The organism is Streptomyces coelicoflavus (assembly GCF_003112555.1).
GTDB lineage: Bacteria > Actinomycetota > Actinomycetes > Streptomycetales > Streptomycetaceae > Streptomyces > Streptomyces coelicoflavus.
In genome coordinates this window covers 24061-45999 of record NZ_BEWB01000019.1, presented here as the reverse complement: position 1 = coordinate 45999, position 21939 = coordinate 24061, and the positions used below count along the sequence as shown (strand labels likewise).

18 protein-coding genes are annotated in these 21939 nt (G+C 73.1%); 12 read left to right on the top strand and 6 right to left on the bottom strand.

Translation table 11 applies throughout. From position 1 onward, the window contains the following. The first annotated feature begins 43 nt into the window (after positions 1-43). From Sco07f_RS35630 to trpC, 9 genes are all read left to right on the top strand, one after another. Entirely contained in the window at positions 44-1543 is a 1500-nt protein-coding gene (locus Sco07f_RS35630; RefSeq protein ID WP_007387496.1) for a 4-hydroxyphenylacetate 3-hydroxylase family protein, read from the top strand. Beyond that, the gene (locus Sco07f_RS35625) at positions 1530-2960 is read left to right on the top strand and encodes an MFS transporter (protein WP_108990317.1); all 1431 of its coding nucleotides are present in this window, start codon (positions 1530-1532) and stop codon (positions 2958-2960) included. Before Sco07f_RS35630 ends, Sco07f_RS35625 begins: the two co-directional genes overlap by 14 nt. Positions 2961-3006: 46 nt before the next feature. Next, positions 3007-3927, top strand: coding sequence for an SDR family oxidoreductase (locus Sco07f_RS35620; protein ID WP_108990316.1), 921 nt, complete (start codon positions 3007-3009; stop codon positions 3925-3927). Positions 3928-4054: 127 nt separating this feature from the next. Next, positions 4055-5782, top strand: a complete 1728-nt coding sequence (locus Sco07f_RS35615; RefSeq protein ID WP_108990315.1) for a beta-ketoacyl [acyl carrier protein] synthase domain-containing protein — start codon at positions 4055-4057, stop codon at positions 5780-5782. 141 nt (positions 5783-5923) lie between these two features. Then, the gene (locus Sco07f_RS35610; protein ID WP_108990314.1) at positions 5924-7057 is read left to right on the top strand and encodes a monodechloroaminopyrrolnitrin synthase PrnB family protein; all 1134 of its coding nucleotides are present in this window, start codon (positions 5924-5926) and stop codon (positions 7055-7057) included. Next, positions 7054-8343, top strand: a complete 1290-nt coding sequence (locus tag Sco07f_RS35605) for a flavin-dependent oxidoreductase (protein ID WP_054099361.1) — start codon at positions 7054-7056, stop codon at positions 8341-8343. Before Sco07f_RS35610 ends, Sco07f_RS35605 begins: the two co-directional genes overlap by 4 nt. After that, positions 8340-9035: a DsbA family oxidoreductase gene (locus Sco07f_RS35600; RefSeq protein WP_108990313.1), complete on the top strand. Its 696-nt coding sequence runs from the start codon at positions 8340-8342 to the stop codon at positions 9033-9035. The genes Sco07f_RS35605 and Sco07f_RS35600 overlap by 4 nt, the downstream gene beginning before the upstream one ends. Further along, positions 9032-10663: an FAD-binding oxidoreductase gene (locus tag Sco07f_RS35595; RefSeq protein WP_108990312.1), complete on the top strand. Its 1632-nt coding sequence runs from the start codon at positions 9032-9034 to the stop codon at positions 10661-10663. The genes Sco07f_RS35600 and Sco07f_RS35595 overlap by 4 nt, the downstream gene beginning before the upstream one ends. Next, positions 10660-11463 (top strand): indole-3-glycerol phosphate synthase TrpC, encoded by an 804-nt coding sequence (gene trpC, locus Sco07f_RS35590; protein ID WP_007387486.1) that lies wholly within the window; start codon positions 10660-10662, stop codon positions 11461-11463. Before Sco07f_RS35595 ends, trpC begins: the two co-directional genes overlap by 4 nt. 9 nt (positions 11464-11472) lie before the next feature. Here the strand turns inward: trpC and trpD are convergent, their stop codons facing one another. After that, positions 11473-12552 (bottom strand): anthranilate phosphoribosyltransferase, encoded by a 1080-nt coding sequence (gene trpD / locus Sco07f_RS35585; RefSeq protein WP_167468322.1) that lies wholly within the window; start codon positions 12550-12552, stop codon positions 11473-11475. A gap of 147 nt (positions 12553-12699) precedes the next feature. Here trpD and pdxR point away from each other — a divergent pair, with 147 nt between their 5' ends. Next, complete coding sequence (pdxR, locus tag Sco07f_RS35580; RefSeq protein ID WP_042821620.1) at positions 12700-14076, top strand: MocR-like pyridoxine biosynthesis transcription factor PdxR; 1377 nt, start codon at positions 12700-12702, stop codon at positions 14074-14076. Here pdxR and Sco07f_RS35575 read toward each other — a convergent pair. Together Sco07f_RS35575 and Sco07f_RS35570 are read right to left on the bottom strand one after the other, a co-directional pair. Beyond that, positions 14063-14698, bottom strand: coding sequence for an anthranilate synthase component II (locus tag Sco07f_RS35575; protein WP_007387524.1), 636 nt, complete (start codon positions 14696-14698; stop codon positions 14063-14065). The genes pdxR and Sco07f_RS35575 overlap by 14 nt on opposite strands. Further along, positions 14695-16209: an anthranilate synthase component I family protein gene (locus tag Sco07f_RS35570; protein ID WP_244942219.1), complete on the bottom strand. Its 1515-nt coding sequence runs from the start codon at positions 16207-16209 to the stop codon at positions 14695-14697. Before Sco07f_RS35570 ends, Sco07f_RS35575 begins: the two co-directional genes overlap by 4 nt. 274 nt (positions 16210-16483) lie before the next feature. Here Sco07f_RS35570 and Sco07f_RS35565 point away from each other — a divergent pair, with 274 nt between their 5' ends. Both Sco07f_RS35565 and Sco07f_RS35560 read left to right on the top strand, forming a co-directional pair. Beyond that, positions 16484-17722 (top strand): 3-deoxy-7-phosphoheptulonate synthase, encoded by a 1239-nt coding sequence (locus Sco07f_RS35565; protein WP_007443722.1) that lies wholly within the window; start codon positions 16484-16486, stop codon positions 17720-17722. 90 nt (positions 17723-17812) lie between these two features. Further along, a complete protein-coding gene (locus tag Sco07f_RS35560; RefSeq protein ID WP_141653006.1) occupies positions 17813-18076 on the top strand; it encodes a hypothetical protein in 264 nt (87 codons plus the stop codon). 30 nt (positions 18077-18106) lie between these two features. On the opposite strand, the gene Sco07f_RS35555 is transcribed toward Sco07f_RS35560, so the two are convergent. The 3 genes from Sco07f_RS35555 to Sco07f_RS35545 form a co-directional block, all read right to left on the bottom strand. Then, positions 18107-19336 carry an aminotransferase-like domain-containing protein gene (locus Sco07f_RS35555; RefSeq protein ID WP_108990309.1) on the bottom strand — a complete coding sequence of 410 codons (1230 nt, stop codon included), beginning with the start codon at positions 19334-19336 and terminating at the stop codon, positions 18107-18109. Between the two features lie 89 nt (positions 19337-19425). After that, entirely contained in the window at positions 19426-20328 is a 903-nt protein-coding gene (locus Sco07f_RS35550) for an SAM-dependent methyltransferase (protein WP_108990308.1), read from the bottom strand. Positions 20329-20440: 112 nt separating this feature from the next. Then, positions 20441-21907, bottom strand: a complete 1467-nt coding sequence (locus Sco07f_RS35545; RefSeq protein ID WP_108990307.1) for a helix-turn-helix domain-containing protein — start codon at positions 21905-21907, stop codon at positions 20441-20443. Positions 21908-21939 lie beyond the last annotated feature (32 nt).

Genomic DNA, 21939 nt, shown 5'->3' with positions numbered 1-21939 from the left:
TCCTGCACCCCACCACCCTCACCCACCGTGATTCAGGAGAGAAATGCCCCGCACCGGCCAGGACTACCTCGCCTCCTTGCGTGACGGCCGTGCCGTCTGGCTCGACGGAGAGCTGGTCAAGGACATCACCGAGCACCACGCGTTCCGCAACACCGCCCGCTCCATCGCGGACCTCTACGACCTCGCCGCCGACGGACCGGCCCGCGACGTGCTCACCGTGCAGCCGGAGGGCACTGAACAGCGGATCCTGCGCGCCTATCACGTGCCGCGCACCCACTCGGAACTGGTGGAGCGCCGGGCGGCGTTCAAGACCTGGTCCGAGGCCAGCTACGGCTTCCTCGGCCGCTCGCCCGACTACATGGCCACCGGCATCGCAGGGTTCGTGTCCGCCCCCGAGGTGTTCGCGGGCGCCGAGTTCGACGGGCGGGACAACCTGGCCGCCTACCACCGGCGGATGACGGAGGGCAGCCTGTACCAGGCGTTCACCATCACCAATCCGCAGATCGACCGCACGAAGTCCGCCTCCGAGCAGGAGGAGGACGACCTGTACGTGCGCGTCGTCAAGGAGCGTGACGACGGCATCGTGGTGCGCGGCGCCAAGATGATCGGCACCGCGGCGGTCTTCGGCGACGAGATCATCGTCGGCACCATCGAACCGCTCGCCCCGCAGGACGTCGACTACGCCCTGTGCTTCTCCGTGCCCATCGACACCCCGGGCCTGAAGTTCATCTCCCGCACCTCCTACGAGGCCGGGGCGCGCAGCGTGTTCGACAACCCGCTCTCCTCGCGCTTCGACGAGAACGACGCGCTGCTGGTGTGCGACGACGTGTTCGTGCCGTGGGAGAACGTCCTCACCTACCGCAACGTGGACGCCACCTTCCAGATGTGGTGGGGCACCCCCGCGTACACCAACTTCGTCCACCAGGCGTCCGTCCGCTACTGGACCAAGCTGGAATTCCTCACCGGGCTCGCGATCCTGCTGGCCAAGTCGAACAACACCTACCACCTGCCGCCGGTCCAGATGCAGCTCGGACGGCTGATCGGCTGGCTCAACATCGCCAAGTCGATGGTGCTCGCGGCCGAGACCGAGTACGAACAGATCGGCGGGGCGGGCGGCCCCGTCCACATCAGCCGGGAGATCGCCTCCGCGCACCGGGCCATGGCCGGCGACCTCTACCCCAAGGTCCTCGCCGAGCTGAAGATGCTGGCCGGCGGCGGCCTGATCCAGCTCCCGGCCTCCGGCTACGACCTCGACCACCCGGAACTGGGCCGCCTGGTCGCCAAGTACGTCCGCTCCCCCGGCACCCCTGCCGAGCAGCGGATCAAGCTCCTCAAGCTCGCCTGGGACGCGCTCGGTTCGGAGTTCGCCAGCCGCCACGAGCAGTACGAGCGCTTCTATCACGGCGCCCCGCACGTCTATCTTCCCGGCATCCTCCGGGACGGCCGCCCGGACCTCCTGGAGGCGTTCACCCAGTCCTGCCTCGACGGGTACGAGCTGGGCGAGGGCCCGGGGACCGGGGCGGGTTCCCATGGCGGCCGCTAAGAGCGGCTGGGCGCTCGCACTGCTCGCGGGCACCCAGTTCGTACTGATCCTGGACACCTCGGTGATCAACGTCGCGGCCCCCTCCATGGGCCGGGAGCTCGACATCTCACCGGCGGCCCTGTCCTGGGTGGCCAACGCCTACCTGGTCTCCTTCGGCGGGCTGCTGCTGCTCAGCGGGCGGGCGGCCGACCTCCTCGGGCGGCGCAGGGTGTTCGTGTCGGGCCTCGCGGTCCTGATCCTCGCCTCCCTCTTCGGCACCTTCGCCAACAGCGCCGCCCTGCTCATCGCGGCGCGCACGCTGCAGGGCGTGGGAGCGGCGATGGCGGCGGCCTCCGCACTGGCCCTGCTGCTGATGCTGTTCGAGGACGGGCCGGGACGGCACCGGGCCCTCGGCGTCTTCGCGGCGATGGCCGGCGCCGGAGGCGCTGCGGGCACCGTCCTGGGCGGCGTGCTGACCAGCTGGTTCGGCTGGGAGTCCACCTTCGCCATGAACGTCGTCGCCGGACTGGTCCTGATGGTCCCGGCGTTCAGGCTGCTGCCCGAGGGACGCGCCGAACGCGACGGGCGCGGCATCGACCTGCCCGGCGCGGTGACGGTCACCACGGGGCTCGCGCTGCTCGCCTACGCCGTCGTCAGCGCAGGGGAAGCCGGCTGGGACGCGCCGCAGACCCTCGGCACGGCCGCCGGGGCCGTGCTGCTGCTGACCGCCTTCGTCCTGATCGAGCGCAGGGCGGCAGCACCCCTGGTGCCGCTGGACGTCTTCAAGCGCCACACGCTGCGCTCGGCGAACATCCTGGCCGCGATGTGGCAGATGTCGCTGTTCCCGATGTTCTTCCTGGTGAGCCTCTACCTCCAGAACGTCCTGGGGTACGACGCGGTGGGCGGCGGCCTCGGACTGCTGCCGCTGTCCATCACCGTGGTCCTGGTCGCGGGCTCCGCGGACCGGCTGATCGGCCGGTTCGGGCTGCGCACCGTGATGTGCGCCGGGTTCGTGCTGATCGCCGTCGGCATGGCGTGGATGTCGCGGCTCTCGGCGGACGGCTCGTTCGTCAGCGAGGTGCTCTTCCCCAGCCTGGTGCTGGGTGTCGCGCTGCCGCTGGCGTCCATCACCACCCAGGTGGCCGCCACCGCGGGCACCGGCGACGAGGAGTCCGGGCTCGCCTCGGGACTGGTCAACACCAGCCTGCAGTTCGGCTCCGTGATCGGCCTCGCGGCCCTCTCCGGGATCGCGGCCGCCCGCACGGGCGCGGCCGGGAAGGAGAGCGCCGCGGCCCTCACCGAAGGCATCGGCGCGGCGTTCCTCGCCGGTGCGGTGATCGCCGTGATCGCGGCACTGGTCGCGGCCCGGCTCCGTACCCCCGCACCTCCCGCGGAGACCGGCAGCACCCGTGCGGACACCGCCCCGGCCACCCACTGAGCCCCCCGTGCCACCGAGCACTCGTACAACCGAAAGGGAAAACCGCATGACCGACAACACCGTCCGGCGCTACCTGGTGACCGGAGCCACCGGCTTCCAGGGCGGGGCGATCGCCCGGCACCTCGCCTCCCGGGGATTCGAGGTGCGCGGACTGGTCCGCAACCCCGCGAAGGCCGACCGCCCCGTGCCCGCGGGAGTGACCCTGGTGGGCGCCGACCTGGGCAACGCCGAGGAGGTCCGCAAGGCCTTCGACGGCGTCACCCACGCCGTGGTGACGATCCCGCTGGAGTACGACACGGACACCGTGCTCTCCTACGCGCGCAACGTCGCCGACGCGGCCCGCGCCGTCGGTGTGCAGCGCCTCGTGTTCAACACGAACACCGCGCTGCCCCAGGAGACGACCCGGTACGCCGCCTTCGAGACCCGGCGGGCCGCCGAGGGCGTCGTCTCGGCCAGTGGCGTGCCGACGGTGATCGTGCGTCCGCCGGTCTACCTCGACAACCTCTTCAGCCCGTGGAACGGGCCCGCCCTCGTCAACGACGGCGTGCTCGCCTACCCGCTCCCCGCCGACCAGCGGGTCGCCTGGATCTCGCACGACGACCTCGCGCACATCGTGGCCGCAGCTCTGGAGAACGACGCGGTGGTGGGCCGGGTGCTGGACGTCGGCGGCGCGGACGTGTTCACCGGACCCGAGCTGGCGCGGGTGTTCGCCGAGGGGCTGGGCCGGGACGTGAGCTACCTGCCGCTGGACGTCCAGCAGTTCGAGGACGGGCTCGCGCACGCCGTGGGTGCGTCGGCCGCCGCGGGCGTCGCCGGGATCTACCACCACGTGAGCACCGGCGAGGCCCCGGGTCTGCTGGCCGCCGACCCGGCGCAGACCGAGCGGGAGCTGGGCGTCAAGCTCACCCCGGCCGTCGAGTGGGTCAAGGCGCAGCCCTGGGACCACTGGGCCAAGGCAGCCGGCTGACGGGCCGTCGGGGAGCCGCTCCGGGGAGGGCGGCTTCCCGGCGTACGCACCGCACGCATGCAGAAGACGGGGGAGACAAGTGGAAGACATCCGGGACGGAGACGGTAGGGCCCGTCACAGATCGGTGATGCCGATCGCCGTGGTGGGCATCGGGTGCAGGCTTCCGGGAGCAAGGGGGCCCGAGGAACTCTGGGACCTGCTGACCGGCGGCATCGACGTCACGACGGCGCTGCCCGAGGATCGCGGGGGCGATGCCACGACCGCGCTCACGAAGGATCGCGCCGGGAATGCGCAGACACGGGGAGGATTCCTCGAAGGACTCCAGGACCCCGACGCGTTCGACGCCGGCTTCTTCGGGGTCCGCCGCGAGGACGTACCGGCGACGGACCCCCAGCAGCGACTGGCACTCACCGTCGCCTGGGAGGCCCTGGAGGACGCCGGTCTCCTTCCGGCCGCCCTCTCCGGCACCCGGACGAGCGTCTTCCTGGGCCAGAGCCACGCCGACCACTGGGAGGTGCTGCGCGCCGCGCAGCCCGGCCCGCAGGCGTCCGGCGCACTGGCCCGCCTGGCCGGTACCGAGCAGCGTGCACTGCTCTCGGGACGGCTCTCGCACTTCTTCGGCTGGCACGGCACCAGCCTGACCGTGGACACCGGACAGGCCTCCTCGCTCGCGGCGGTCCACCTGGCCTGCGCGAGCCTGCGCAGCGGCGAGGCGACGCTGGCCCTGGCGGGCGGCGTCAACGCCGCGCTCTCCCCGGCCGTCACCGGTCTGTTCGCGCAGGCAGGCGTGCTGTCGCCGGACGGGGCCTGCCGGTTCGGCGACGCCCGGGCGAACGGCTTCGTACGCTCCGACGGCGCGGGCATCGTCGTACTGAAACCGCTGGAGCGGGCACTGGCCGACGGCGACCGCATCCGGGCCGTCCTGCGCGGCAGCGCCCTCAGCAATGACGGGGCCACCAAGGAACAGGTGACCGACCCGTCGGCGACCGGCCAGCGGCTGGCCATGCGCTGGGCTCACGAGGACGCGGGCACCTCCCCGCACGACGTCGACTACGTGGAGGCCCACGGCACCGGCACCCGTATCGACGCGGTGGAACTGGCGGCCCTCAACGACGTGTACGGAGAGGGGCGTTCTGCGGGACGCCGCCTGCTCGTCGGTTCGGTCAAGACGAACATCGGGCACTGCGAGGCGGCCGCCGGAGTGGCCGGACTCATCAAGGCCGTCCTGTGCCTGGAGCACCGCACGGTGCCACCGAGCCTGCACATCGAGACGCCTTCCCCCAAGGTCCACTGGGAGCGCATCCCCCTGGTCGTCCCCACCGCGAACGAACCGCTCCCCGCGTACGGGCGGCCCGCCGTCGTCGCGGTCAACGGCCAGAGCATCTCCGGGGCCAACGCCCACGTGATCCTCGCCGAGGCCCCGCCCGCGGCCTCCGGCGCTCCCGCCGACGACGGCCCCTGGCCCCTGCACCTGTCCGCACCCACGGCACGCGGACTCGCCACCCTCCTCGGCGCGTACGTCGACCACCTCGCCCCGGACGGCCCGGGACGCGCCCATGCGGCACGGGACATGTGCTGGACCTCCTGGGCGCGGCGCACCGCGCACGCCCACCGGCTCATCGTGCACGGCAGCACCCACGACGAACTCCACCGCGCAATGACGGCGACCCTCGCCGGTGGCGCGGGTACGGAAGCGGCGCACCCCGCCGACGGCGCCGGCACGGATCCGGCGCCCCTCGACGGCGCGTGTCCCGGCGCACCCGCCGACACGGACCGATGCTTCCCGGCGGGCCCCGGCACGGTGGCCCCGCTTCCCCGGCACCCCTGGGACGCGGGGGCGGCCCGCCCTCTCTGACCGAAGGAGCGCCGCCCCGTTCCCGACGCGGCCCCGCCGCTGAACGACGTGCCTTTCCCCCGGACCGCCAGGCGCGCGTCCGACCTGCCCTCTTCTTCCCTCCAGCCCTGCCACGGGCTGCACTTCCTCCTGGAGCGACCGATGAAGTCACCGACCGACCTCGACCTCGGCAACCCGATACGTACGGCGGCCATCCGGGAACTCGACCCGTTGGCCGCCGACCTCGCCTGCTTCACGCTGCGCCGGCAGAACGCGGACGTGGACCTGCCCGCCATGACCGGCGCCCTGCGCGCCCTCACCCCGACGGTGGAGCGCGTCGACACGTTCTCCACGGAGGAGTGCGTGGCGGCGATGCGCGACCTCGGGATGTTCCTCGGATCGATCAGGCGGCACGGGGCGGAACCCCTGGAACTCGTCCCCGCCGCGACTCCCGTGCTCCACGAACTCGGCCGCCGCACCGACATGGTGCCCCGCGACACCGTGCATCACTACTGCACCTGGAACCCGGTCGGCGACCGCCAGCGCATGTACACCGGCGACGTCCAGGAGGCGTACCTCCAGGAATCCGTCCGGATGGTCTTCCCGCACCTGCGCGAGGGGCTCGAACTGGCCTCCCGGCTCAGCGACCTGGCGCTGGAGGACGCCAAGTTCGCGCAGCTCACCGACGAGCTGACCGGGCACACCGAGACGATGGTGCAGTCCATCGACATGGTGGTCAGCCATGTGAGCCCGGAGTTCTTCGCCCGGACGCTGCGCCCCTACTTCGAGGAGATCACCGTCGACGGGCGCGTGCTCCTCGGCCCCGCCGCGGCGCAGGTCCCGCTCTGGCTGATCGACCAGGCGATCTGGGCCTCGGACCGCAGCGAACCGGAGTACTCCGAATTCCTGCGGGACTCCATCCCCTACAGCCTGCGCCGCTGGCGGGAGCTGTACGCGCACTGGGACAGGATCCCCTCCGTGGTCTCCCGGCTCGTCGACTCCTTCGGCGCCGACGCCGAGGAAGCCGTCCGCAGGGCTCCGGCGCTGCGCGCCAGCGCGGAGGCGCTGGCCCGGCTGCTGCGGGTGATCGTGGTCTTCCGCGGCCGCCACCTCGGCATCGCCAAGAAGGCGTACGACGCAGACCTGCGGCTCTACCCGCTGGGCAGCGGCGGCGCCAGCGTCGAACTGCTCAAGCAGATCGTCGACCTCACCCGGGCCACCTCCCAGCTCACCCGACCGGGTGCGCGCGGCCATGGACACGGCGCCGCCCACGGCGGCGAGCGGAGGTCCGCGTGAGCATCGTCGTCGCCGGAGCGGGCATCGGCGGACTCACCACCGCTCTGAGCCTGCACGCCGCCGGGGTCACGGACGTGACGGTCCTCGAAGCGGCCGCCGCCTTCCGGCCGCTGGGGGTCGGCCTGAACATCCTGCCCAACGCCGTACGGGAGCTGGACGAGATCGGTCTCCTCGACGAGCTGTCGAAGGCGTCCGTGCCGACCGGCAGCCTGGGCTACTACAACCGGCACGGTCAGCTGATCTGGCACGAGCCGCGCGGACGCGCCGCCGGATACCGCTGGCCCCAGCTCTCCATCCACCGGGGCCGGCTCCAGGCGGTCCTGGCCGATGCCGTGCGCGAACGGCTCGGCCCGGACACGATCGTGGCCGACTCCCGGGTGGCGGGCTTCGAGGAGCTTCCCGACGGGCGGGTACGGGTGCAGGTGCGCCACACCGCCGCAGGGGGCGCCTCCCACACCGACGCGGATGCGCTGATCGGGGCGGACGGCATCCGCTCCGCAGTGCGGGCCGCCCTCCACCCGGCCGAGGGGCCGCCGCCGTGGAACGGGCTGGTCGTCTGGCGCGGCACGACCTGGGCGCCGCCGTTCCTGGACGGCCACACCATGATCATCGCCGGGGACGACCGGCGCCGGGCCGTGGTCTACCCCATGTCCGACCCGCGGCCCGAGGACGGCGCGGTCCTGCTCAACTGGGCGGTGGCCCGGGCCGCGCGGCCCGGCGAGACCATCGAGGCCGCCGACTGGAACCGGTCCGTGCAACCCGACGAGTTCCTCGGCGACTTCGCGGACCTGGACTTCGACTGGCTGGACGTCCCCGCACTGATCAGGACCTCCGACGAGGCCTTCATCTACCCGATGGTCGACCGCGACCCGCTGCCCCGCTGGACGCACGGCCCGGTCACCCTGCTCGGCGACGCGGCACACGCCATGTACCCGATGGGCTCCAACGGCGCCACCCAGTCGATCATGGACGCCCGTGTCCTGGCCCGCGAACTGGCCCTGGGGTCCGACCCGAGGGCCGCGCTGGCCGGCTACGAGGCGGCCCGGCTGACCCCGCTGACGGAGCTCCACAAGAGCACCCGCCGCCGCGGTCCCGAGGTCGTGATCGACCTGGCCCACCAGCGGGCCCCGGAGGGCTTCCGCACGGTTCAGGAGGTGTTCCCCGGCACCGAGCTCCGGGACATCTCCGAGGACTTCGCGCGTTTGGGCGGCTTCGACCCGGACCTGGTCAACCACCGTGCGTCCCTCGGCGTCCCCGCCGGAGCCCGGACGGAGGCCCTGGCATGAGGGTCGACGTCTGGTCCGACGTGAACTGTCCCTGGTGCTACATCACCAAGCGGACCTTCGAGCAGGCACTGGAGCGCTCCGGGCGCACGGACGTCGAGGTCGTCCTGCACCCGTTCCAGATCGACGGCGAGCAGCCCGAGCACGCCACCCCGCTGCTCGAATGGCTCGCCGGCAAGTACGGCGCAGACCGCGCCCGCTTCATGGACGAGCAGGTCACCGCGGCCGGCCCCCGCCACGGCATCGCTTTCCGCAACGCCGCCGGGTTCAACGCGAACACCCTCAACGCCCACCGGCTGCTGGGGCAAGCGCACCGGGTCCACGGCCGACCGGTCCAGAGCCGGCTGGAGGAGCTGGTCTTCGCCGCCATGTTCACCGAGCACGAGGACATCTCCGACGTCGGCGTGCTCGCCGACCGGGCGGAGCGCTCCGGAATGGACCGCGAGGCCGCCGAGGCGTACCTGCGCTCCACGGACGGCTACGAGGACGTGCGCGCCGAGGTCCGCGCGGCCCGCGCCGCCGGCATCACCACCGTTCCCCGCTTCGCCTTCGACCACGGTCAGGTCGTCGAAGGGGCGCAGGAGGACCCGGCGGTCTTCCTGGCCGCACTGGCCGGCCCCCCGGCCGTACGCGATGAGCCCGACGTACGCCATGAGCCCGACCCACACCCCTTGCCCGAGGAGACCCTCCGATGACCCGCACCACACGACGACGCGCCTTCCTCGGCGCCACCGCCGCCACCGGCGCGGCCGTGGCGGCGACCGGTCTCACGGCGCCCTCGGCCCAGGCGCTCGGGCGCACCGCGGCCGACGCCGCGAGCGAGGTCCTGCCGGGCGGCCCCCAGTACGGCGACCTCGTGCGCGGCGTCAACCAGCGCTGGATCGGCACCCCGGACCGCGTCGTCGTCCCGCACACCACCGAGCAGGTCGTCACCGCCCTGCGCCGGGCCCTCGACGCGGGGGAGCGGCTCGCGGTGCGCGGCGGCGGGCACTGCTTCGAGGACTTCAGCGCGCACCGTGACGTACGACGGCTGATCGATCTGTCGGCCATGGACGACATCAGGTACGACGCCGAGCGGCGCGCGATCCGCATCGGTGCGGGCGCCACGCTCGGCGAGGTCAACGAGCAGCTCTTCAAGCGCTGGGGCATAGCGCTCCCCGGCGGTTCCTGCCCCACCGTCGGCCTCGGCGGACATGTGACCGGCGGCGGGTACGGGCCGCTCAACCGCACCCTCGGGCTGATCGTCGACCACCTGTACGCGGTCGAGGTCGTCGTCGCCGACGAGGCGGGCCGCCCCCGCGCGGTGGTGGCCGCACGCGACTCCGCCGACCCCCGCAGGCGCGATCTGTGGTGGGCGCACACCGGCGGAGGCGGCGGCAACTTCGGCATCGTCACGCGCTACTGGTTCCGTTCGCGCGGCCTGACCGGCCGCACCCCCCAGGAGACCCTGCCCACGCCGCCGAGGGAGGTCCTGGTCGGCACCGTGCTGTGGCAGTGGGCGGACCTGGACGAGCGGTCCTTCACCCGGCTCCTGAAGAACTACGCCGCCTGGCACGTCGCCCACAACGCGCCGGGCGACGCGCAGGCCGACCTCTACAGCCACCTGGCCGCCTTCCACCGGTCCGGTGGAGCGGTGGCGCTCAACATCCAGCTCTCCGCGGCCCGTTCCGCAGCAGGGGGGCCTTCCCCGGAGGAGCGGCTGGACGCCTTCGTCGCGGCCGTCGGAGCCGGAGTGGGCGCGCGCGGCACGACGGTGGCGCGCAGCAGGCTGCCCTGGCTGCTGTCCACCCAGTGGTCCGGGTTCGCCGACCGCCCGTCCGGCAAGCGCATCAAGGGCAAGTCGGCCTACCACAAGGAGCCGTTCGACGACGCGCAGGCCGAGGCCCTCTACCGCGGGCTGACCCGCGCCGACTACCGCCACCCCGGCAGCGGCGTCCTCATCGCCCCCTACGGCGGGCAGGTCAACAGCGTCCGCAGCGCCGCGACCGCGCTGCCGCACCGGGACAGCGCGCTGATGCTGATGTACGTCAGCGAGTGGACCGACCAGGCGGAGGACGACCTCCACGTCGGCTTCCTGCGCGAGCTGTACGAGAGCACGTACGCGAGGAACGGCGGCGTGCCCGAGGCCGGCGCGTACATCAACTACCCGGACGCCGACGTGCGCGACGCGCGGCGCAACCGCAGCGGCGTCCCCTGGTACGAGCTGTACTACGGCCCCAACTACCCCGAACTCCAGCGGATCAAGAAGGCGTGGGACCCCCGGAACGTCTTCCGTCACCGGCTGTCGATCGAACTCCCGTCGGCCGCGAGGGCCACCCGATGAGCGTGCTGGACGGGATCGTCGCAGGAGCCAGGGAGGACCTGGAGGCCCGGCGTGCCGTCGTGCCCGAGGACCGGCTGTGGGAGAGGGCACGGGAGTACGGACAGCGGGCCCCCGCCGCCGCCGAGGTGATCGACGGTCTGCGCGGCACCGACGGGCTCCGGGTCATCGCCGAGATCAAGCGCACCAGTCCGGCGCGCGGGCCGCTCGCCGACATCGCGGACCCGGCCGCGCTCGCCGCCCGGTACGCGGCGGGCGGGGCGGCCGCGATCAGCGTGCTCACCGAACCGCGCCGGTTTCACGGTTCGCTGGAGGACCTGGAGACCGTACGTTCCGAGGTCCGGCTGCCGTTGCTGCGCAAGGACTTCGTCGTGGACGCCTACCAGGTCGTCGAAGCGCGCGCCCACGGTGCGGATCTGGTTCTGCTCATCGTCGCGGCGCTCGGCCGGCGGGAACTCGCCGACCTGATCGCGCTGGCCAGGAAGCTCGGCCTCGTCCCGCTGGTGGAGGTGCACGACGAGCAGGAGGCCGCACGGGCCGTCGACGCGGGCGCCGAGGTCATCGGGGTCAACGCCCGCGACCTGCGAACTCTGAACGTCGACCCGGACACCTTCGCCCGGGTCGCCGACCGGATCCCCGCAGGCCTGGTACGTATCGCCGAATCGGGGGTGCGGGATCCCGAGGACGCGGCCCGGTACGCCCGGCTGGGCGCCGACGCCGTCCTGGTCGGGTCCTCGCTCGTCACCGGGGACGACCCCGCGGGTGCGGTCGCCGCCCTGGTGGCCGCGGGGCGCCCGGCCTGACGCCGGGTGTCACAGGCTCCCGGACCGCTTGCCCGTGGCTGCCGCCCAGTGCTCCAGGACCGCTGCCGCCGCCCCCGAATCGAGGGCGGCGGCGGCCCGGTCCACGGCCGCGCCCAGCCGCTGGGCGACGGGTGCGTCCGAGGGGTCCAGGGCGGCGAGTCCGGCCGCCGCGGACAGCAGCACCGCGTCCCGCACCCCCCGGTGCACCGGGGCGCCGTCCAGCAGGTCGTGGGCGATGCGGGCGTTGTGCGCGCGGTCGCCGCCGAGCAGGTCGGCGGGGGAGGCCAGAGGGATGCCGATGCTCCTGGGGTCGAAGGTCTCCTCGCGCACCTCCCCGTTCTGTATCGACCAGACGGTGGACGTGGTGGTGACGGTCAGTTCGTCCATCCCGTCGTCACCGCGGAAGACCAGGGCCGAGACGCCTTGGCGGGCAAGGACGCCCGCCATCGGCGCGGCCGCACGGGCGTCGGCGACGCCGACCGCCGAAGCGGAGGGACGGGCGGGATTGGTGAGCGGGCCGAGCAGGTTGAAGACCGTACGGATGCCGAGTTCGCGCCGGGTCGGCGCGGCGTGCCGCAGCGAGGGGTGGAACAGCGGGGCGAAACAGAAGGTGATCCCCACCTCCTGTGCCACCTCCGCGAGTTCGGCGGACGGCAGGTCCAGTACGACGCCCAACTCCTCCAGCACGTCCGCGGAACCGCACCGCGAGGAGGCCGACCGGTTGCCGTGCTTGACCACCCGGGCTCCGGCGCCCGCGGCGACGACGGCGGACATCGTGGAGATGTTGACGCTGTCGGAACCGTCACCGCCGGTACCGACGATGTCGACGGCCGGCCCCTCCACCCGCAGCGGAACGGCGTGCCGGCGCATGGCCCGGGTCAGCCCCTCGATCTCGTCGGTCGTCTCGCCCTTCGCCCGCAGCGCGACCAGGAGCGCGGCGAGCCGCGAGGGCGCGGCACGGCCGCACATCACCTCCTCCATGACCCAGTCGGTCTCGTCGGCGGAGAGATGCCGTGCCTCCAGCAAGGAGTTCAGCAGGCCGGACCAGAGCCGGTCGGCGGGTACGGGCACATCGACATTCCGGGTCATCACGGTTTCCCCTCGCAGAAGTTCGCAGTGCGGTGCATCGATTGTTCGGAAAGCGGGCGGACCGGCACCAGACCATTTCCCGGTGAGAGTTGCAGTCCACCTTGTGAGAACACCCCATTGGGAGGGAGAAGCCCCGTGCCTCTGCACATGTCTGTTTCCGTTTCCCGTACATCCGGTGAATCTCTGACTTCGCAGATCCAGAAGTTCATCCGGGAGGAGATAGAGACGGGGATTCTGCGCCCCGGAACACGCCTGCCCGCCTCCCGCAGGCTCGCCGAGGACCTTTCGGTCGCCCGCAGCGTGGTGGTCGACGCGTACGGTCAGCTCACCGCCGAGGGCTACCTGGAGTCCCGGCAGGGCGCCGGAACCCGCGTGGTGCACCACCTGCCTCAGCAGTCCGTCGTGCCGGTGCTGCTCGACAACGGCCGGGAACCCGCGGTGCGCTGGGACCTGCGCACCGGCGGCGCCAACACACTGCCCTTCCCGCACACCGTCTGGCTCACCGCCTACCAGCGCGCGCTGCAGGACTCCGGCCGGGGCCACGACTACCCGCCACTGGCCGGCGAGGCGGTGCTGCGGGGCGAACTCGCGAGACTCCTCGGCCGGTGGCACGGGGTACGCGCCGCGCCGGGGAGGATCGTGGTCGTGGGCGGGTTCGCCCAAGGGCTCGGCCTGCTGTGCACCGCACTGCGGGAGGCCGGTCTGGAGGAGGTGGCCGTGGAGGACCCGGGCCATCCGGGGCAGCGCCGGTTCATCACGGACAGCGGCATGCGCACGGTCGCGGTGCCGGTGGACGAGGAGGGGCTGGACGTCGGCGCGCTGGCGGCGACCTCCGCGCGCGTCGTCCTGGTCACGCCCGCCCACCAGTTCCCCCTCGGTGTCACCCTGTCGGAGCGGCGCAGGCAGGAACTGGTCGAGTGGGCCCGCGACACGGACTCGTGGATCGTCGAGGACGACTACGACGGAGGGCTCTGGTACGCACGGACCCCGCGCCCGCTGGCCCTCCAGCGGCTGGCCCCCGAGCGGGTGGTTTACGCGGGAACGGCCAGCAAACTCCTGGGCCCCGGACTGCGGCTGGGCTGGCTGGCCGCCCCCGACGAACTCCTCGACGGGATCCTGCACGCCAAGGTCCGCCAGGACCTCGGCACCGAGTCCTTCACCCAGCTCGCCTTCGCGGAACTGCTCCGCAGCGGGCTGTTCGACCGGCATGTACGGCGCCTGGCGAAGACGGCGAGCAGCCGCCGCGAGGTCCTGGAGGACGCGGTGCGCCGCCACCTCCCGGGGGCCGAGGTCCTCGGAGCCGCCGCAGGACTGCACGCCTACGTGCGGCTGCCCCGCAAGGTCGACGAGGCGGCCGTCGTGGCGGGAGCCCTGCGCCGCTCGGTGCTCGTGCGCGGCGGCGCCGGCTTCCACTCCGGGCCGACCCGGGACGCCCCCGCCCTGGTGGTGGGGCACGCGCATCTGCCCCGCGTCGGGGTCGCCCAGGCGACCGAGGAGATCGCCGCCGCGGTCACCGCACGCTGAGCTGCCCGGCCCGCTCGTCGTGGACTGCACCGTCCTCGCGACTACCACCCAGGGCAAGGAAGTTCCGCATGATCTCCAGACCCCCGGGGGTCATGATGCTCTCCGGGTGGAACTGCACCCCTTCGACGGGCAGCGTACGGTGGCGCAGCCCCATCACGTACGCGTGGTCGGTGGAGACCGCGGTCGTCACCAGCTCCACCGGCAGCGGCTCCGCGACGACGAGCGAGTGGTACCGGGTGGCCTCCAGGGTGTTGCCGAGCCCCTGGAACACCCCGGCGCCGTCGTGCCGCACCGTGCTGGTGCGGCCGTGCATCACCTGGTCCGCCACCTCGATCCGACCTCCGTACGCCAGCCCGATCGCCTGGTGCCCCAGGCAGACGCCGAGCAGCGGCACCTCCCCGGCGAACCGGTGCACCAGCTCCACGTGCCCCGAGTCCGCCGGGTGGCCGGGGCCCGGACCCAGCACCACCGCGTCCGGCTCCAGCCCCGCCAGCCGGTCCGGGCTGCGCGTGCCGGACCGTACGACCTCGGTGTGCGCCCCCAGCGTGCGCAGGTACTGGTCGATGATGTGCACGAAGCTGTCGTACGCGTCGATCAGCAGGACCCTCTTCGGACGCGTCACCACAGCTCCTTGCCGGTCAGCGCCCAGTAGGACGCGCCCATCTTCGTCAGGGTCTCCTGCCACTCCGCCTCGGGGTCCGACTGTGCGACCATCCCGGCCGAGGTCTGCGTGGAGTAGGTGCTTCCGTCGTAGGTGACGGTACGGATGCACAGCGCGAGCTCGCTCCAGGCGCCGCGCGCGTCCACGAGGCCGACGGCGCCCGCGTAGCTGCCCCGGGGCTCGGCCTCCAGCTCGTTGATGATCTCCATGGCGCGGATCTTGGGCGCGCCGGTCATCGTCCCGGCGGGGAAGGCCGCCCGCACCGCGTCCCACACCCCGACGCCCTCCGCGAGCCGCCCGCAGACGGTCGACACCAGGTGGAAGACGTGCGAGAACGCCTGGACCGACATCAGGTCGTCCACCGGCCGGGTGCTCGGCAGGCTGACCCGGCCGATGTCGTTGCGGCACAGGTCGACGAGCATGATGTGCTCGGCGCGCTCCTTGGTGCTCGCCGTCATCTCCTTGATGCGGCGCTCGTTCTCCTCCTCGTCCGGCCCGCGGCGGGTGGTGCCCGCGATGGGCCGCATCATGATCTCCCCGTCGGAGATCTTCAGGAACAGCTCGGGGCTCGCACCGATCAGGAGGCTCCCGGCGCGCGGAGCCAGGTACATGTGCGGCGAGGGGTTGCGCCGACGCAGCCGGCGGTAGACGTCGCCGGGGGTGAGCAAGGTACGGACGTCGACCCGGTGCCCGATCTGGATCTGGTAGATGTCACCGACCCTGATGTGCTCCAGGCAGCGCTCCGCCCACCCCAGGAAGGTCGCCTTGTCGACGCTGTCCTTCACGGACAGCGGGGCGGGGGCCTCCGGCACGGGCTGCGCGCCGACCGCGCCGACCGCGGCTGCCGCGCGCGCCGCCGCCAGGGGGTCGGGCCCCTGCGCCGCCGGGAAGGCCTCGCTCTCGGCGCGCAGACGGCGGACGGTGCCGGCCGGGCCGTCGTACCAGACGGTCTCGCGGAACAGGGTGAGCACCACGTCCGGGCCCTCGGGGTGACCGGGGCGCGGCGGCAGGTCCTCCATCAGCCAGGTCGACTCGTACGACAGCGACGTCAGGAAGCCGAAGGCGAAGGCGGACAGCGGAACCTGCGTCTCCACCGCGAAGAGCCGCTGGGCGGCCTCCAGCAGGTCCCACATCTGCCGGGCTGCGGAGAAGGTGAAGCCCCCGGCCGTCTCCTGCCGTACGAGGCCCACGCGTACGGCTTCCCCGGCCAGCGCCTCGGCGAGGAGCGGGGTGCCCTCGATCTCGACGCGCCCCGGGGCACCGCCCTCCACGCTTTTGCCGCCCGTGCTGCCTCCCGTGCTCCCGAAGACGCGGATCTCGCAGAGCCGGCCGCTGCCGACGACGGCGGACGTCCGGTGCTCCTGGGAACCGTCGTAGCCCTCCAGCAGGAAGGCGTCCTGGGTGTCGGCCGATTCCTGGAGGTGCGTGAGGAGCCCGAGCGGGTCGTGCGCGGGGAGGTCGTCGACCGTCACCCGCACGGGTATCGGTCGCGTTCCCGATGGCTTTCCTGGCATGGATGATCTCTCTGTGATCGTTGAACGGGCACTGGACTTTCCCGTCGGACGTGATGCGGCGCGCTTCCGCCGCCTTCTCGAGCGGTTTCGGCCCGGCAATAGAACCAACTGCCGTCCACGGACAACCAGTCCATTTCCCGGCCCGCCGTGCGGACCAATTGCGGTTTGCTTGACCGGCCCCCGCGCCGTGAATTGGGGTGAAGCCGGAAACCGAACGAGGAGGGGGCACGCAATGGTCGGCGTCATGGGCGGTATCGGTACGGAAGCGGGGCAGCGGGCGGCCCAGCAGCCCGACTGGCCCGAACCGCAGGAACTGCGCGCGGTGACAGGACGGCTCGCGAAGGCGCCGCCCCTGGTACACGCCGAGGCGTGCGACCGGCTGCGCGGGAGGCTCGCGGCGGTGGCGCGCGGCGAGGCGCTGCTCCTCCAGGGCGGCGACTGCGCGGAGACCTTCGCGGGCGTCACCCCGCAGGCGGTGCACGGCAAGCTGGAGCTGCTGCGGGGCATGGCCGGCGTGCTGGGCCGGGGGGCCGCCCTGCCGGTGGTGCGGGTCGGCCGGATGGCGGGCCAGTTCGCGAAGCCGCGGTCCAGCGCCGTCGAGCACCGGGATGGGAGCGCCCTGCCCTCCTACCGGGGGGACGCGGTCAACAGCCTGGAGTTCACCGCGGCGGGACGCCGTCCCGACCCGCAGCGCATGGAGCGCATGTACGAGGCGTCCGCGACCACCCTGGACCTGCTGCGTACGTACGCGCACGGGGCGCCGGAGGGGCAGGCGGGCGCGGACATACCCGGGGCGGTGGACGGCCCCCCGGAGTTCTTCGTCAGCCACGAGGCCCTGCTCCTCGACTACGAGCACGCCCTGACCCGCACCGACGACACGACCGGAGCCCGGTACGGGACCAGCGGCCACCTCCTGTGGGTCGGCGAGCGCACCCGCGCCCCCGAGGGCGCGCACCTCGACTTCCTGGCGGGGATCCGCAACCCGGTCGCCGTCAAGCTCGGCCCGACGACGGAGACCGACGAGGTCCTGCGCTACATCGAACGCCTCGACCCCGACCGGGAGGCCGGCCGCCTCACCTTCGTCGTACGTGCCGGAGCCGACCGGATCAGGGACGTCCTGCCCGCACTGGTCGAGAAGGCCCTCGCCGAGGGCGCCGCGGTCGGCTGGGTCACCGACCCCATGCACGGCAACACCTTCACCGCCCCCAGCGGCCACAAGACGCGCGGTTTCGACGTGATCCTGGACGAGATCCGCGGCTTCGTCGAGGTGCACCGCGCGCTGGGCACCCACCCGGGAGGCATCCACCTGGAACTCACCGGCGAGGACGTCACGGAATGCGTCGGCGGGGCCGACCCGGTGCACACCGACGACCTCCCGCAGCGCTACACCACCGCCTGCGACCCCCGGCTGAACCGGCGCCAGGCACTCGACCTCGCCTCCCGCGTGGCCGAGCTGTACCGGGGCGCCTGACCGCCGGGCAAACCTCGGTGGGCGGGGATGTCCCCTGCCCACCTGGCTGTCGGAGGCCGCTTCAGGGAAAGCCAGCGGCAGGGCCGGACCGTGGCCGAGGCGACGCGCGTCCATGGCAGCCTCGATCAGCGCCCGCGCTCCGACCTCCGCGGTGCGACAACGCTCCAGTGGGGCCGGAGCCCCGACCAGGTACTGGGTGACAGCACCACTTTCGGCATGGTCGGCGCGCAGGCCAGGAGACGATCGGAGGCGGGACTCGCCGGGGCCGGTCTCCTCACCCTCGTCGCGACCGCCCTGCCCGGCCGGGTGGCGCTGCGGGTCCGGGCGGTGACGGTCGCGACGGCCAGGGAGTGACCCGGCCGGAGTGACCCGGCCGGTGTCGGTCTAGCGCGCGGTCCGCAGCCCGTCCCCGAGCCGCCGCAGCCCCTCCGCGATCTCGTCCGGCGTCTGCGTCACGAAGCAGAGCCGCAGCGTGGCGCGGTCGGGCTCACCGGCGTGGAAGGGGGCGCCGGGGACGTACGCCACGTCGTGCCGGACCACTTCGGGGAGCAGGGCGGTGGTGTCGTACCCGTCCGGCAACCGGGCCCACAGGAACATGCCGCCCTCGGGACGGGTCCACGCCGACCCGGCCGGGAGGGCGTCCGCCAGGCCCGCGAGCATGGCGTCCCGGCGTGCGCCGTAGGCGGCGGCGACGCGGGCGACGTGGGCGTCCAGGTCCCGGTCGGCGAGGTAGCGGGCGGCGGCGAGCTGGTTGACGGTGGGGGTGTGCAGGTCGGCGGCCTGCTTGGCGACCGCGCAGGCCCGGCGCAGCCCGTCGGGCGCCCGCAGCCAGCCCAGGCGCAGGCCGGGCGCCATGACCTTGGAGAAGGAGCCCAGCAGCACCGTCCGGTCGCGGGCGCCCTCGTAGGAGGCGATCCACGGCACCCGCTCACCCTCGAAGCGCAGTTCGCCGTACGGGTCGTCCTCGACGATCCACAGGCCGCACCGTCCGGCGACCTCGGCGACGGCGGCGCGGCGGGCGGCGGGCAGGGTGCGGCCGGTGGGGTTGGAGAAGGTGGGGACCGTGTAGAGCAGTTTGGGGCGCTCGCGCACCACCAGCTCCTCCAGTGCCCCGGGGTCCATCCCGTCCTCGTCCCCGGGCACGGCCACCACCCGGGCGCCCGCGAGGCCGAAGGCCTGGAGCGCGGCCAGGTAGCAGGGGCGCTCGACGAGGACGGTGTCGCCGGGTTCGAGCAGCGCGGTGGCGAGCAGCGACAGCGCCTGCTGGGAGCCGGTGGTGACGAGGAGGTCGTCGGCGCCGGTGGCCAGTCCGCGTGCCGAGGTGCGGGCGGCGAGCGCGGCCCGCAGCGTGGGCTCGCCCTCGGTCGTGGAGTACTGGAGGGCCCGTGCGGGCGTCTCGGCGAGGACGTCCCGGTAGGCGGCGGCGATGCCGTCGGCGTCGAACAGTTCGGGGGCCGGCAGCCCGCCCGCGAAGTTGATCACCTCGGGGCGGGCGGTGACGGCGAGGATGTCCCGTACGGGCGAACCCCCGATCGAGCGGGCCCGCGCGGCCAGCGGCGGCGGTGAAGCGGTCACGGTGGCGGTTGCGGCGGGCGCGTTCTCGGTCACGGTCATGCGCGCAGCGTAAAGAAGTACGTGCCGTCTACAGGCGCCTTTCCGCGATCCGGACACCCGTGCGACTCGCGTGACGCGGCCGCCGGGTGTCAGCCCTTGGCGCCCAGCCCGCCGTACACGTTGATGTCGGCGTCCGTGACGTCGTTGATGTCCTTGTACCGGACCTTCTCGATGTCGTCGAGGCCGGCGAGGTACGACTCCTCCGGCTGCTCCGGCACCGGCGCCGCGTGGTCCGGACGCCAGTGGTGCGCCGGCACGACCCCCGGCCCGGCGAGCTCGAGACCGGACTCGGTGAAGAAGCGCCCGACGTCGTCGCGGGAGCGCAGCACGAAGGTGAAGCCCCGCTCGGTGTACGTCCGCTGGACCGCGCGGATGCTCTCCGGGTTGAGGTCCTCCGTGAGGTGGCTGAGCACGAGCCTGCTCCCGGCGGGCAGCGCGTCGACCAGTTCGCGGACGATCGGGTAGGCCTCCCCGTCCTCCACGAAGTGCAGGACGGCGACGAGGCAGAGCGCCACGGGCCGGTCGAAGTCGAGGGTCCGCGCGGCCTGTTCGAGGATCCGCGCCGGACTCTTGAGATCGGCGTCGATGTAGTCCGTACGTCCCTCGGGGCTGCTGGTGAGCAGGGCGCGGGCGTGGGCGAGGACGACCGGGTCGTTGTCGACGTAGACGACCCGCGACTCGGGGGCGATGCGCTGGGCGATCTGGTGCACGTTCTCGGCGGTCGGCAGCCCGGTCCCGATGTCGAGGAACTGCCGGATGCCGTCCTCGCGGGCGAGCGCGGTCACCGCGCGCCGCAGGAAGTCGCGGTTGTGCCGTACGTCGAGGTACCCGCGCGGGTTGGCGGCGAGCCCGGCGGCCGCCGCGTCGAGGTCGGCGGGGTAGTGGTCCTTGCCGCCGAGGAAGACGTCGTAGACGCGCGCCGGATGCGCCTTGCTGCTGTCGATCCTCCGCCGCAGCTCCGCGGGGTCCTGGCTGAGGGCGTCACCGGACACGGGCGTCCCACCTTTCGATTGTCACCTGACGAAGCGAACCAGAAGCTCAAACTACGTCCAACAACCCGGCCGACGCGCCGACTTGGCACCAGTCCGGCGCACCCTCTCCCCCTCAGCCGCCCTCGACCGCCTCCCAGCCCTTACCGCCGAGCGGGTAGGCGTAGGGGGAGGCGTCCCGGGAGGCGCTGGTGCGGAACGGCTTGCCGTGGTCGTCGACGCGCGTGATGCCGTGCCGTCCGCCGCTGGACCACTCCAGTTCCAGGTACCAGCTGACGTCGTGCTCGCTGGTGTGCGCGGTGACGTGGAAGACCTCCGCGTCGGACTCGCTGACGCTGTACGGGAAGTCCCGCTGTCCCCCGATGGGCGTCGCCGTCGGGGTGCCCAGGTCGAGCGAGACGTCGAAGGACGTGGTGTCCACCTGGCCGCCGCAGCCGTTGCCCATCACGTACTGGTTCCAGTCCAGCGCCGGCCCGCTGCTCACCACCCGGACGTGCAGGTCCTCCAGGATCACCGTCTCGGGGCCGGTGCCCTGCACGGTGAGGACGGCCTCCTGGTGGTTCGCGGAGACCGCCTTGAGGGGGACGGCCCAGCCGACGGCGCCCTGCTGCGGCGGCGGCTTCGGCACGTTCTCCGGGCTGCGGTCGACCAGGAAGGCGTGGTCGCAGGGCAGGTACCAGTAGTAGGGGTTGGTCGACACGGTGAACGGGGTCCCGGTGGGCGGCGCCTGACGGTCCGGCGCGGCGGCACCCGGCCGCGACGGTGACGCGGACGGCGGCCCGGACGGGGAGGCGGAGACCGAGACGGACGGGGAGGACGACACGGACGCGCTCGTACGCGGGGACGCCGATGCGGTGGCGGACGCGGACAGCGACACGGAGGACGGCGCGACGGCCCCGGCGGGACCGCGGCTCCCGGCGGTGGAGTCCGGGGACGACACGAGGTTCGCCACGAGCGCCACGGCGGCACTGACGGCGACGACGCCGGCCGCGGCGTAGAGCGCGGCGCGCGGGACGCGGCGGCGGGACGGGGCGGGCGCGTCGCGGACGGGCTCGGCGTCCGACACGATCCGGGCCTCGGGCGCGGGCGCGGACGGGGCGGGGGACACCGCGGAAACCGGCGGGGCGGCCGGGGCGTTGTCCGGGGCCGCCGGACTCTCGGCGCCGTCGGACTCATCGGCGCCGTTGGACTCATCGGCGCCCTCGGCACCCTGGGAGCCCTCCGCGCCGTCCGCACTCCTGACGTCCTCGGCGCCGCTGACGCCCTCGGCGCCCTTCGCGCCCTCCGCACCCCCGACGTCCTCGGGAGCCTCACCGCCGCCCTCGGTCTCCTCCTTCTTCACGCCGCGCAGCGCGTCCGCGCGGATCCAGCGGCGATGGAGTTCGAGCAGTTCCGCGGGCGTCGCCCGGCACACGCGGGCGAAGCGTTCGACGGGCGCGAACTCGACCGGCACCACCTCCCCGCTGACGTACCGGTGCAGGGTCGAGCCGCTCATGTGCAGCCGCTTGCCGAGTGCCCCGTAGCTGAGTCCGGACCGCTCCTTCAGCTCCCGAAGCAGTCCCGCGAAGTCGTCCCCCGCCACCGTTCCTCCCACTTCTCGCATCCCCGTACCGC